The organism is Paenibacillus sp. 01T443 (assembly GCF_056398325.1).
In genome coordinates this window covers 335,726-348,741 of sequence record NZ_JBFTPE010000008.1, presented here as the reverse complement: position 1 = coordinate 348,741, position 13,016 = coordinate 335,726, and the positions used below count along the sequence as shown (strand labels likewise).

The window sequence follows — 13,016 nt, the reverse complement described above, 5'->3', positions numbered from 1 at the left end:
ATGAATACGTTGAAATATACGTTTTTCGAGGGCCCTTAGCTCAGTTGGTTAGAGCGGTCGGCTCATAACCGATTGGTCGGGGGTTCGAGTCCCTCAGGGCCCACCATAAGCAAAACCTTCACAACATGCCGGGGTGGCGGAACTGGCAGACGCACAGGACTTAAAATCCTGCGGTGGGTGACCACCGTACGGGTTCGATTCCCGTCCTCGGCATACCTCGAAAACCTTGAGATTTCAATGGTTTTCACGAAGTACATAATACCATTCAATAATAATTTATTGAATGGTAAAAGGAAGCAGCACCTCATAAACGCAGTTTACTCGTTGAAAAACGAATGAATCGCGAAGAGGTGCTTTTTTCTTTGTCCGAAAAGCTCTATCCAGTCTGACGAAAGAACACGATAGCGGTAACTAGTTAAGATGTTGTAAACAATCCAATTGAATTTGAAGATTTAATGCGGCAACAGCTAGATTTAATTAGAAGTTGTCTTATTCGTAATTTATTTGGACTTACACTGACTTGCTACAGGGATGTTCTTATAATGCTCGTTAGTATGTTGGAGAAGAGAGGAATTAAACGTTTAATTGATGTTAATGCAGGTTCAATCTATGAGTGTGTTTCAGCCAAGAGAGATGAAGGAGCTGTAGACGCGCAAAAGACAGGTAATTAAATAACATCAATAAAGCCGATTTCCTTCTGAACTAGGGGGGAAGTCGGTTTTATTAATTTTGTTTCCATCAAGTCATTATTGATAATAGAACAAGTGTTTGCATATAATAAATACACCAATCTACAAGGATGGTGTATTCGATGAGAAAGAAGTTAGTAGCAAACAGTTTATGGGAATCAAGTCGTATGATGCTGCCGGAGCATATTGTGAGCATAAATGAACATGCATACCAACAAAAGAAACGATCACGAATTCATCTTGATGAACAGGAATGGGAGAGTATCTCAAAGGCCGTTGAGAAGCGTAGATCAGTTAAAAGGTCGTATTATGATTGATGGAGAATGGTTCTAAATCAAAGACATCGAAGGTGTCCAATTTGAGGATTGATCGTCAGAAACTAATCGAACATCTTGAGTTTAACGCTGAGCAACTTCGATTGAAGATTGATGGCTATGATGAAGCGAAAAGCATCGATAGCGGAATGATTCTGATGTGGGTTGCAAAGAAGGTTATGCTCACTCATTTATTGGACGATTTGTATAAAGGGAAGTTTGACGAAAAAAAATCCGGTCACTCTTAAAAGTGGCTTTTTACATGCCTGAAGGAGCTGAACCGGTGAGAAACCTTACCGAAAATATTAGATCAATTTTCATTTGGAAACTATCCATTGGTTTTTTATTTTGTATAATGCTAAATAAAAAGTGACATACTTATATCCACATAAATATATGGAGGTCGTAATATGAGTGTCACGTTTTTTGGTCAGTTAAAAGATAGGAAACTGATACAAATCAGAGGAAATATTGAGATGATTAGAGAAGATATAGTGAAATTCGAAAATACTCTAAGGGAATATGAATATGTGTTGCCTCTGATACCTGATGGATTTGAAATGAAGAAACACATAATTGAAGAATATCAGATGCGTAAATCCATACATAGTGCATTAACAGATGAGGTTTCACGTCTTGAGAGTCAGTCAATGCTAACAATTGTTCCTAAATGACTATTTGAATTGTTGAATTCAAAGGTAATAAAAAGAGCCTTCTCACTAGAGAAAGGCTTTTTGTTTTCAGTAATATAGAAGTATTAAAATGAAAGGTAGAGGAGCAAACAGACTCAAATCCGGTCTCCAGTTCCACAAGTGATGATTACCACCTTTTAGGGATTATTATTGATACATATATGAGCATGATTGCCTGATTGCCACGAACCGCGCGTAAAAACAGATGCCAAGGCAAAATAAAAAAAACTGCCTCGAATTGAAGGATGAGCAGGAGCGAATTCTAAATCGAATATACATAATAAGTATATGAATAAAAATATTGACAATTTCACAGAAAAGTATAATCCTTATAGAGAGGGGTGATTAGCATTAAATTTAATTTTATCGTGTTATTTTTCGCTGTTTTTTTGACTGCACAAGCTTTTAGTTTACATTCTGCCTTTGCAAGCGAATCAAGCGTATACAACCTGGAACTCAAAAAGTGGAAAATTTACAATGATGGAACCCATTCCATGGAAACGACAACAGGACTGAACAACGCTTTGCAGTGGGCAAAAACAAACGGGAAAACGACATTTAAAGTCCCAAGCGGCACCTATTTAATCGCTGCGGGGAAACGTATCAATATGGTAAGCAATATGGTTTTAGAGTTGGATAAAAACGCAATTTTCCAAAAAGAAAAGAATAGTTTGGAAATATATGATGTGATCTACATGGGTTCTGATGTCAAGAACGCCATTGTAAGAGGAGGCACATTGCGAGGAGATCGCGATACACATGATTACTCTAAAAAAGGACTCTATACAGGAGGTACTCACGAATGGGGATATGGCATTAATATCTCTGGCGCCGAAAATGTCATTGTCGAGAATATGAAAATTGAAAAAATGACGGGAGACGGTATCGCCATTGGCGGTGTCACCATCGCAGGATCTTACATAACAACGCCATTTCTAGAGCAAGGTAGTTTAGATGAAAATGGTAAGCCCATACCTGCTAAAGGCAAGATTCGCTCCGTAGGAAGAACACAAACGAATTTTGACAACAAAGCCTACAAAACACACCGCAATGTCCATATGTGGCTTCCTAAAGGTCTCACATCCGACAGTTATGACATTTGTTATTACCGATCGAATAACAGCTTTATTTCATGTGATAAAGAACGCAAAGCGTACTTCATCGGCTCTAACATTCCAGAAGGCGCTGATTATTTTCGAGTGGTCTTCAATGCATCTTCAGTTAAAAATGTAAATGTGAACCGAATGACGATTGATAACAGCAGAAATATTATCATTCAAAATAATGATATTGGTTATAATCGCAGACAGGGAATTACAGCTGGGGGCGAAGAAGTCCAAATTTTAAACAATAAGATCCATCACACGCGCGGGACTGCCCCAATGTCAGGCATTGACATCGAACCAGGATTCTTCCCAGCCATCAACCACCTTATCAAAGGAAATGAGTTTAATGCCAACAAAATTCAAATTGTACTGGCATACGGAGAGGGAGCGATAATTGAAGACAACACGTTTATACGTGGTGATGTGCCTGGCCATGTTGGCGTTCATATTCACGAAGATTATCAGAGATCGACCGTCAATAACAATAAATTCGATGGTTCTGGACTCACCTTGCTGCCTCAAAATATCAAAGCCACAGGCAATACGTTTAAAAACGCGCAAGTAAAATTGCTCGGAGGAAATATTGAGTTCGATAACGCAACATTAATCGACACGAGTCTAACTTTAGGCGAAAAAGCAGGTACAAAAGCAACCAATATCAATATCACCCTCAGCGGAACAAATAAGGAGGGAGCGCTGTACCTAGGAAAAAAAACCGCTCATCTTAAAAACGTAACGATCACAGGCGCCAGCGCAGCGAACACCATCATTTTCGGTTATGGATCAGATGAAAACATATACGAAAACTTAGTCATTGACAATGACGGCAAACAAAAGACGTTATTGACTTCAGGGAAATATTATAATTGTACACTGGATACAGCAGGCCTATCCATTAGTCGTTCCGGCAAATATTCACTTGATGATTGTGATATCACAGGAAAAAACAGTTTATTGAACGTCGAAAATTTGTACGGGGATAAAATGGAGGTTATCGTACAAAACTCGAATTTTGTTCTGACAGATAAAATCGGATACGCTGCGGCTGTTTATGTGTTGGGAACGGATAAAATAAGCTTTTTGAACAACACATTTACCGCAAATCAATTATCTACGGCATCTACCCCTTTTATGAAGTTTGGGCCTTACGGCTATCCTAAACTTACAAAAATCTTCAATGTCGTTGTAAAAGAGAATACGTTCCAAACCAATTTAGCTGTAAGCGGCATCCACACATCCAACGCGGGCACAGACAGCGCACCATACGTCATTGAAAACAACACCTTATACAACGCGAAGCTAGATTTAAAAGGTAATGATAGTAATAAAAACAACAAGTTGCTCCTGAATTAAAAAATAACCAAACCACCGCTATATAGGTGGTTTGGTTATTTTTTTGTTAACGGCGACTGTGCGAAAAAAGGTCTGGGATGCAGGCAAGCGGATTTTCATTGCTTTGGAGCTACCTAGCTTGATTAGAAGTTCTCAATCAGGCTTTCTAACGAAACCGTAATCTCTTGATCGGATTGACCAAGGGGATATATCCTCGCGGTATCATTTTCATTCACATGCTGAATATATACCGGAGTACCTTGATAAGTCACATTTTCCATTATCGGTGATTCGGAAATTTCAATTGCTCGTTGTTTATTCATCATAGTCTCCTTCATTTTTTGATCTTAAGTAGTATYGCAATCAGTTAGTTATTTTATTCCTGCATAAGGTTGCTTCCTAAATGTAACTCGTCATGAGAAATGAAAGTTACAGCATAGAAAAGCATGATTTAGAGCACCATAATTATTGGTCAATTCAGGACATTAACACTAATGATGGGAGGCATACTTAATGGTAAATCGAAATCTACAGCAGATCGCTGCGGATCTTCAGGAGAATCAAAAATTACAACAAGCGCAGTTAGAGGTTCAAATTGCACATCAGAAGCTGCAAGAAGAAAATCAAGAATTATTAGAAGCGGAACAACTGCTGCAAGCGGAAACGCAACAAGTATTGCAAGCGCAACAACAGGTCAAACGGGAGCATCAGGACGTCCAGCAAGCTCAACAAAAGCTGCAGCAGGCTCAAGATGCAGCAATGGCTCTTCAAAACAATCCTCTTCAATAAAAAACAAAGCTTATACAGATCAAAGAGCCTTCGGATTGTTCCGTTGGCTCTATTTTATTCTCGTATGCTCAACCATATTTTCTTACTCCATCGCGGCAAGCCTGGAAGCATTATGGGCCATTCGGTGCAGCGAGTTATTATGTTTATGTTTACCTATGTATTTTATTTTCACGTTCACCAAAGGATACATCCGTTGTAAATGGTTTATACATGCTACAATTTCATTTCTTACTTGTTCATAATGCTTATTTGAGAAGTAATGACTCGATAAGACTTGTTCGATGCGGCTAAAATCCGTGTAAATGTAAGCGAGTTTTGGCTGATGCTCTATTAATGCATCTGATAGCATTTCCAGGCTGTAAAGGATAGCGAGTAATTCTCCGTAATTCGAGCCTCGTTCACTTTCAATTTCGAGCCTTTTAGCGGTAACCTTTATATTTCCGTTGTAAACAAAGCAGCATGCTACGGCATAATTGTTTTGAGCAACGAACCCAGAGTAGTCGCAATAGAGGTAGATGATGCCTTTGTTAACAATATTTTGCCGTAATCTTGGATTGGCAAAAGCTTTTTTAATTAATAGGTCCTTGGTGGAATCCACTAGCAAATTTGCCTCCTTTATTCATAGTAAGCGTCATGCGTTTTTCGTTGCGCCTTATAAGAGGATTTCCATATCAATTAAATAAGATACGATGGCAAGGTAATCATCCGGATGAAGCTAACATATACCTTATTTGATGAGTGAATGCCTTGTTGGTGATCATCAATTTGATTAGTTACAGGAGGAGTTGCACGTATGAATGCTGGCTTCTGGATCCGGTTAGGCGCTTCCTTGTTGGACGGATTAATTGTCGGTGTCCCGCTGTTTATTATTTCTTTGCTGATTACGGGCGGACTTGACGGAAGGGAGTATTTCACGGATATTATCTCCTTCCTCTATACGCTGCTGCTTCCGGTTTTTTGGAACGGTTATACGATCGGCAAGAGGATTTGCGGCATTCAAATTCGGAAGCTCGACGGCTCAAGTCCAGGGATCGGCACAATGCTGCTGCGAAATGTCGTAGGGGGGCTTGTGTATTCTTTAACGCTTGGAATCGGGGTTATCATCAGCGCGTTTATGGTTGGGCTGCGTGAGGATAAACGGGCGATTCATGATTTTATTGCAGGGACGGAAGTCGTGTCGGGGAATTAGCTATGCTTCTAAAAAAGCTTGCTGCATGAATTTGCAGCGAGCTTTTTTTGTTGCCTTGTTAAATCTATTTTTGCATTCTATAATTTGTTTGAAGTAAACTAGAAGAGGTGTTACGTTGCCGAAGACATAGGAAAGCGGGGATTACATGATCGAGCACAAGAACGGAGAGACTTCACTGAAGCAAAACTCACGTCGTTTATATGCGGAGATTTTTTCCTTAAAGGATACGCTGTATAATGATCTTCTTGAACGATTCCGGGAGGATGTTTCCTTGAAAGAACATGCAGAGCAATGGAAGTCGGGTATTATGACCGCTGCTGTCTCGACAGCGCTTTTCAGCTCAGCATTAGCGGGGAGCAAGGAGTTTCCTTATATTTATTCCTATCTGAAAATAAAGCTCCAAGCGCTTCATCCATCAGGTGAAGCGGCGTTTGAGGATTGTATGTCCGCCATATCCAAATTGCTGAATGGAACGGATTATCATACCGGCGCGTTCGCGGAAGGACTGGCGCTTTGGTTATATTTCAATATTAAAGGCAAAGAGTCATTTAATGAAGATGACACACTCCCGTTCCTGCTTGCCGGCCAATATATCAACCAGTATTTCTATAACTGGTTTGACAAGCAAGCCGGAGGCGAATAGCGATATATAAACGAAGGCCCGAATGGAAGACGCAAGCAACAAGTGTCTTTCATTCGGGTCTTTTTTTGTGCGGAATAATAGCTCGGCATGGATTGCTTTGCAGGTATGAATCTTTTAGAATAAGTAGAGAAAGCGCTTACCTTACTTTTGTGAGGATAAAGATCAATTCCATTGTATTAAAATGCTTGCTAGCTTTCCGGTTTGTCTAGAAGAGGAGTGATGGTTATGAAAAAGAGTTGGTACCGCCGAATGCTGCTTTCTTATTTCCCTATTTTCTTATTTACGATAACGATGCTGACGTTTTTATCTTTCCTCATGGTAAATGAAATCTCTCATAATGAAACGGTAAAGGCTGACCGTATTTCAACCGGTTATATCATGGATACATTATCTCGTTCTTTAAAAGGGATTGAGACGGATGTGCTTGAAGAAGTGGAAAAGAACGATCAATACCGCAATTTTTTGAATATAGAGCGGACAACCGCAAATCATGAGGTTATTTTCGAGGTGGTAGACAGCATGCGCGGTCTGATTGCAAATGACAGCCTCATTGACTCGATATATGTTTACCGCATAGAGGACAAGCAGGTGTTGACACTCAGCGGTCTCGTGCCGTGGGATGATTTTGCGGATAGAGAATTTCTCGAGGATGCGCTCGCCAACGTCTCCTATCAGGGCTGGTCACCCATTCGTCCTTATCATGAGCTAAGCATGGAGAACGATAAAAAGGTCATTTCAATGTACAAGAGAGAGCCGCTCCCGTTTGGAACGGAAGGACTTGTTGTCATCAATGTAGATATGTATGCGGTTGAAAGAATGATCCAATCGATGAAAAATGATTCCGTCACGTTTCTACATATTCGCGATAAGGCTGGCCAAATGCTCTTTTCGACGATGAATGCAGAGGAAGAAGACGGAAAGGTTCTCAACAAGGTTGAATTAGAAATGCTTGGCTGGACTTTCGAAAGCGGTATCGCAGCGGGACAGCTCTTTTTATGGGTTTCTGTCATTTCTTACGTCTGGGTTATCATCGGCGTGCTGACGGTTGTATTCGCTATCGTTTATATCTTGTATATTACTCGCAAAAATTATAAACCTATCCGTGTGATGATGAACCGGATCGAATCGATCCAGCTTCGCAATGACGGGCTCGGTTTGAAAATGGATGAGCTGACTCTCATTGACCGTACGCTGGAAAATTTAATTCAACAAAGAGACGATTACGAAAAAGAGCAGAATGATCACTTACTGGCCGGCAGGAAGCAGCTGTTTTATGATCTTGTTCAAGGTGAAGAGTCTGCAAATGTGGAGGATCGACTGTTGAAGCTAAAGCTTCTGCCTGTGGGAATAAAGCTGGAGCAGTTTGCTTTTATCATGGTGGAGATTGGACACTACGGGAATTTCCGCAGCGGTTTTTCGGAAAGAGACCAGCATACGTTAAAATTTGCGTTGTCTAACGTATTGCAGGAGCTTGCCCGGGATGAAGGAATGTTTGCCTGGGCAGAATGGATCGGAGAAAGCCGGATGGGAATCATTATTGCTACCGTCAAAGACATGCAAGCTGCAAAGGAGCACATCCGTCAATTTGCCGAAAAAGGAAGCGAATGGGTGTCTGAAAATCTCCGCATTTCCTTATTATTCGGTATCGGGCCTGTCCTGAAGGGCTGGGCAACTATCGGCATATCCTACAAATCAGCCGTAAATGCTATGCTTCATAAATTGTCGCTCAGCAAGGAAGCTGTCATTATGAGTGATGATTTGCCAAGGAACGCAGGGAAAAAATCGTATAAGTATATTCAGCAAGCAGCGGATTTAGTAAGGGAGTTCCGGCTTTCGACGGGTGAGTGGCGTGAGCATTTGGAGCAAATATTCGAATCATTGGAAACCGATTGCTTGAAGGATGAAGATATAAGAATGCTGCTGCAAACGATGATGGATATGCTGGGCAGCGAGCTAGGGAGCATTTCAGAGGAATTGCAAGCGTATTTTAAAGGGGAAAAAGCCGAGCAATGGAAGCAAACGGTGGATGATACGCAGTCGCTAACAGATCTGCGCAGTTTGTTTCTTGCGTATTTAACCGAGATGTATCATCACTACGTTGCTTTTTGCGAGACCAAAAACCATCATGCGATGATCACTGAAATGAAGGCCTATATCGAAGAAAATTTCGCGAACCCGGATTTGTCTTTAAAGCATTTGAGCGATCGTTTTCATATCTCGGCCAAATATGCGAGCTATCTGTTTAAAGAGGAGTTTAATATGAAATTCGTGGACTTCATCGTGCAGCTGCGCATGGAGCATGCGGAGGGGTTGCTTGCCGAAACCGAGGATTCGGTACAAAGCATCGCGCTTCAGGTTGGTTATGCCAACTCAATTACGTTCGGCAGGGTATTTAAGCGGGTGATCGGAGTAACGCCCGGCGACTACAGAAGATTGAAGCTAAAGCCGGGAAAACCCAATCAAACCGGGACTTTTTGAAAATAGTTTAGTATACGAGTATGGTTGAATCATCCACAATATGGTAAAAAACAACGGGGTTTATCGATAAGAAACTAGTTTATTGCAGCTTGAACGATTGGCATGCCATACTGTGGTCATTCCGATACGGGTTGCATGAACGGAATGTAAACGTTGTCTAAAAAGGTCATGCAACCTGATTCGAATACCACTCGATACGAAGAAGGGGTTGGAACGATGACTAGAAACATAATGAAAAAACGGTTCATTGCTTCAAAAACATCAATGCTTGCTTTTATGGTAGTTTGCGCTTTGTTGTTCAGCGCGTGTTCATCTAAATCCGAGCCAAATGCAGCAGAGAGCAAGAACGGAAGCGGAGCTCCGGCAAAGACAGTTACACTAAAGGTTGAAGTATTCGATCGAGGCAATTCACCAGCAGGCTCCACTATTACTGATAATTATTGGACAAAATGGATTCAAGAAAAGTTTGGGGCGCCGAACAACGTAAAGCTGGAATACGTTCCAGTGCCGCGTTCAGAGGAAGTTGAAAAGCTGAATGTTTTGATGGCAAGCGGCAGCAGCGTGCCAGATATCGTCTTCACGTATGATCCGAACACTTTCAACCGTTATGCAAAACAAGGCGGTTTAACCGATCTTGGTCCGCTGCTTGATGAGTATGGACCCAATTTAAAAGCTTTCTTAGGAGATGAAGTACTCAGTTACGGCAAGTTTGAAGGAACGCAGTTCGCGATTCCGGCGAAACGTTCAAACATCGGCAAATATGCTTCTTTTATTCGCCAGGACTGGCTGGATAAGCTGGGCATGCCGGTTCCGAAGACAACTGACGAGCTGTATGAAACCTTGAAGGCATTTAAAGAGAAGGATCCCGGGCAAACCGGAGGACAAGTCATTCCGCTGGGTATGACAATCGCATCGGCACAGTATGAACCGCTGCTTTGGTCGTTTATTAAGAGCATGACTGAAGAAGAGCAATATACGCTTACGCAGCAGCTTGGCTCCAATGATTATCCCGTGCTGCTTCCAGGATTTAAAGACGCACTTCAGTTCATGAACAAGCTTTACAATGAGGGGCTGATAAACAAAGATTTTGGGCTGGATAAAGACAAGAAAAAATTAGGCGAGGATATCTCGACAGGCAAAATCGGATTTTTCAGTGAAGATGACGTAAACATTTATTATGAGAATGGATCGTATGACTTGCTGCAAAAAAACGTGCCAGGCGCTGAAATTGCCGCCGTTGACGTATACACAAATGAAGAAGGCAAGCATGCCAAGCCAAAATATGCGCCGAATGGGCTTTATATTATGATTCCAAAGTCAAGCGAACGGGCAGTAGAGGCTATTAAATACTTGGATTGGATGACATCGGGCGATAATCTGTTCCAAATCCAAAACGGAATCGAAAACGAGAACTACACGCTGGTAGATGGAATTCCTGTTGCAATGGAAAATCCGACCGAAGAAGCGTTAAACCGGATGTATAACTCTGGCGATATGGGCATTATTTCAAACGGCAAGCAGCTTGGCAGCATGGAGAAAAATCTGAAGGCGAGAGCGCTGGCAATGCCGAAGCAGTTCCAAGAGCAGGTTGCGGTTGCCCAAGAAATTGCCAATACGGATACGATCCCACTCGTGATAATGGATCGGCCGATTGAAGCACAAACCAAATATGCAACAACACTGCTCGACAAGTTCAACGAAATTATCGTAAAAACGACCATGGCGAAACCCGAGCAATTCGAGAGCACTTTTGATTCGATGCTGAAGGATTATATGGCTAGCGGCGGTCAAGCTATTTTGGATGAACGGATCGCTGTTTACAAAGAGATGAAATCCAAATAAAGCGCATGTAAGTTGGGATTTGCGGTGGGAGCGGGGCCTGGCCTTGTTCCCTCGCAGGCTTCAACTTCATTAGAGGAGGCAACCGCTGTGAGCATGACCGTCTATTTCCGCAGATATTGGCAGCTGTATGCGCTGCTTGTATTGCCGCTGACGTATTTCATCATTTTTAAATACGGTCCCATGTACGGCATACAGATTGCATTTAAGGATTTCAACTTTTTTCAAGGCATAAACGGCAGCGAATGGATCGGATTGGAAGCTTTCAAGGAAGTATTCGGTATGAGTGATTTCTATACCACGCTTCGCAATACGCTTATGCTCAATTTTCTTGATCTGCTCGTATCCTTCCCGGCACCGCTCATATTAGCGATTATGCTGTACGAATTGAAGACGGCTTGGTTTAAGAAGCTGTCGCAAACGATACTATACATTCCCCATTTTATCTCTTGGGTAATTATTGGCGGTATCGTTTATCAGGTATTTGGCACACAGTCAGGCATGATCAATAACTTGCTGACTTCGATTGGATTTGACGCTGTTCCGTTTCTGACGGATAAAAACGATTGGCTCATTACTTATCTCCTGGTTGGCGTGTGGCAAAGCGCAGGCTGGGGAACGATCATCTATTTGGCCGCGCTTACCGGCATTAATAAGGAGCTCTTTGAAGCTGCCGGCATTGATGGAGCGGGAAGGCTAAAGAGAATTTGGCATATTACTCTGCCCGGCCTAAAGCCAACCATCATCGTGCTGCTGATCATCAATCTTGGGCATATGATATCCATTGGCTTTGAAAGACCCTATGTCATTGGCAATTTAGCGGTTCGCGAGTATGCGGATGTGCTAAGTACTTTCGTCTATCGCATCGGACTTCAGTCCGGTCAATATACGCTGGCAACGGTCATTGGGTTATTCCAAGCCGTCGTTGGCCTCGTATTCGTGCTTGGGGCAAATTACATTTCCAAGAAGCTGACTGATGAGAGCATCCTATAAACCTGACGCAATGAATCTCCTTTTCTTGCTAGCGACTATTTGAAAGGAGCGGACGTGATGAGAGAACAGACCGCTAACCGTGTATTTGATACGATTAATTTTATTGTTTTATCCGTTTGCACGTTGATTTGTCTGGCTCCATTTCTTCATATATTGGCTATCTCACTAAGCTCGGTTAAGCCAATTCTTTCGGGGCAAGTGAGCTTGTTTCCTGTAGAGCTGAATTTTGAGGCGTATTATAAAGTGTTTTTTGACCCTGCGATGATTCGTTCACTTGGCTTCACGGTGCTGCTGACAGGCGTTTTCACCGTATTGTGCATGGTGATGACGATTGCTATGGGCTATCCGCTTTCTAAAAAGAAGCTGAAGGGCCGTAAAGGCTTTATGTTTATCGTCGTCATTACCATGTTCTTCAGCGGAGGCATTATCCCTGAATATATTTTAATTCGTAATTTGCATATGCTGGATTCGATGTGGGCGCTGGTGCTTCCCGGGCTAATCAATCCGTTTTATTTGATTATATTAATCTCGTTTTTCAACAATATTCCCGAGAGTCTTGAAGAATCGGCCGAGATTGACGGCAGCAGCCATTTCCGGACGCTGGTCAGCATTATTCTTCCTTTGTCGCTTCCGGTTATTACGACGCTTAGTTTGTTCTATGCGGTAGGCCGCTGGAACGGTTTTACGGACACGCTGATGTATATCAACAGTCCGGAGCTTTATCCGCTGCAGCTTAAGCTGTACCAGCTCATTCAAAACAATATGATCAGCGAGCTAATGCAGATGGAAGGCGCGCAAATGGCGACGGTCGTGCCTGAAAGCTTGAAGGCAGCCAGCGTTATTTTCGCAACCGTGCCGATTTTGATCGTTTACCCTTGGCTTCAGCGTTACTTCGTAAGCGGTGTTATGCTTGGGGCTGTAAAAGGATAGCGGCAACTAGCCGTACGATATG

The 13,016-nt window shown here is 42.2% G+C and carries 13 protein-coding genes and 2 tRNA genes; 13 read left to right on the top strand and 2 right to left on the bottom strand.

Annotated features, from left to right (window positions below):
- The first annotated feature begins 29 nt into the window (after window positions 1–29).
- The 6 genes from AC1DLI_RS15500 (at window position 30) to AC1DLI_RS15475 (ending at window position 4,154) form a co-directional block, all read left to right on the top strand.
- Window positions 30–106: transfer RNA gene (locus AC1DLI_RS15500), tRNA-Ile, on the top strand.
- Between the two features lie 21 nt (window positions 107–127).
- Window positions 128–213: transfer RNA gene (locus AC1DLI_RS15495), tRNA-Leu, on the top strand.
- A gap of 586 nt (window positions 214–799) precedes the next feature.
- Window positions 800–1,006, top strand: coding sequence for a YolD-like family protein (locus AC1DLI_RS15490; protein ID WP_477604007.1), 207 nt, complete (start codon window positions 800–802; stop codon window positions 1,004–1,006).
- A 41-nt stretch (window positions 1,007–1,047) separates the two neighbouring features.
- Complete coding sequence (locus AC1DLI_RS15485) at window positions 1,048–1,251, top strand: hypothetical protein (protein WP_477604005.1); 204 nt, start codon at window positions 1,048–1,050, stop codon at window positions 1,249–1,251.
- Between the two features lie 162 nt (window positions 1,252–1,413).
- Window positions 1,414–1,677 carry a hypothetical protein gene (locus AC1DLI_RS15480; protein ID WP_477604003.1) on the top strand — a complete coding sequence of 88 codons (264 nt, stop codon included), beginning with the start codon at window positions 1,414–1,416 and terminating at the stop codon, window positions 1,675–1,677.
- Window positions 1,678–2,036: 359 nt separating this feature from the next.
- A complete protein-coding gene (locus AC1DLI_RS15475; RefSeq protein ID WP_477604001.1) occupies window positions 2,037–4,154 on the top strand; it encodes a right-handed parallel beta-helix repeat-containing protein in 2,118 nt (705 codons plus the stop codon).
- A gap of 122 nt (window positions 4,155–4,276) precedes the next feature.
- On the opposite strand, the gene AC1DLI_RS15470 is transcribed toward AC1DLI_RS15475, so the two are convergent.
- Window positions 4,277–4,456, bottom strand: coding sequence for an H-type small acid-soluble spore protein (locus AC1DLI_RS15470; RefSeq protein WP_308994739.1), 180 nt, complete (start codon window positions 4,454–4,456; stop codon window positions 4,277–4,279).
- 190 nt (window positions 4,457–4,646) lie between these two features.
- Between AC1DLI_RS15470 and AC1DLI_RS15465 the strand changes: the two genes are divergently transcribed.
- Window positions 4,647–4,922, top strand: a complete 276-nt coding sequence (locus AC1DLI_RS15465; protein WP_308994722.1) for a hypothetical protein — start codon at window positions 4,647–4,649, stop codon at window positions 4,920–4,922.
- Window positions 4,923–5,004: 82 nt separating this feature from the next.
- On the opposite strand, the gene AC1DLI_RS15460 is transcribed toward AC1DLI_RS15465, so the two are convergent.
- Window positions 5,005–5,520: a hypothetical protein gene (locus AC1DLI_RS15460; RefSeq protein ID WP_477603998.1), complete on the bottom strand. Its 516-nt coding sequence runs from the start codon at window positions 5,518–5,520 to the stop codon at window positions 5,005–5,007.
- Between the two features lie 195 nt (window positions 5,521–5,715).
- Between AC1DLI_RS15460 and AC1DLI_RS15455 the strand changes: the two genes are divergently transcribed.
- The 6 genes from AC1DLI_RS15455 (at window position 5,716) to AC1DLI_RS15430 (ending at window position 12,994) form a co-directional block, all read left to right on the top strand.
- On the top strand, window positions 5,716–6,111 hold the full coding sequence (locus AC1DLI_RS15455) for an RDD family protein (RefSeq protein ID WP_477603996.1): 396 nt from the start codon (window positions 5,716–5,718) through the stop codon (window positions 6,109–6,111).
- A gap of 145 nt (window positions 6,112–6,256) precedes the next feature.
- A complete protein-coding gene (locus AC1DLI_RS15450; RefSeq protein ID WP_477603994.1) occupies window positions 6,257–6,754 on the top strand; it encodes a hypothetical protein in 498 nt (165 codons plus the stop codon).
- A 225-nt stretch (window positions 6,755–6,979) separates the two neighbouring features.
- Window positions 6,980–9,232 carry a helix-turn-helix domain-containing protein gene (locus tag AC1DLI_RS15445; protein WP_477603992.1) on the top strand — a complete coding sequence of 751 codons (2,253 nt, stop codon included), beginning with the start codon at window positions 6,980–6,982 and terminating at the stop codon, window positions 9,230–9,232.
- A gap of 216 nt (window positions 9,233–9,448) precedes the next feature.
- A complete protein-coding gene (locus AC1DLI_RS15440) occupies window positions 9,449–11,074 on the top strand; it encodes an extracellular solute-binding protein (RefSeq protein ID WP_477603990.1) in 1,626 nt (541 codons plus the stop codon).
- Window positions 11,075–11,161: 87 nt separating this feature from the next.
- On the top strand, window positions 11,162–12,064 hold the full coding sequence (locus AC1DLI_RS15435) for an ABC transporter permease (protein ID WP_477603988.1): 903 nt from the start codon (window positions 11,162–11,164) through the stop codon (window positions 12,062–12,064).
- Between the two features lie 57 nt (window positions 12,065–12,121).
- Window positions 12,122–12,994, top strand: coding sequence for a carbohydrate ABC transporter permease (locus AC1DLI_RS15430; RefSeq protein ID WP_477603986.1), 873 nt, complete (start codon window positions 12,122–12,124; stop codon window positions 12,992–12,994).
- The last annotated feature ends 22 nt before the right edge of the window (window positions 12,995–13,016 follow it).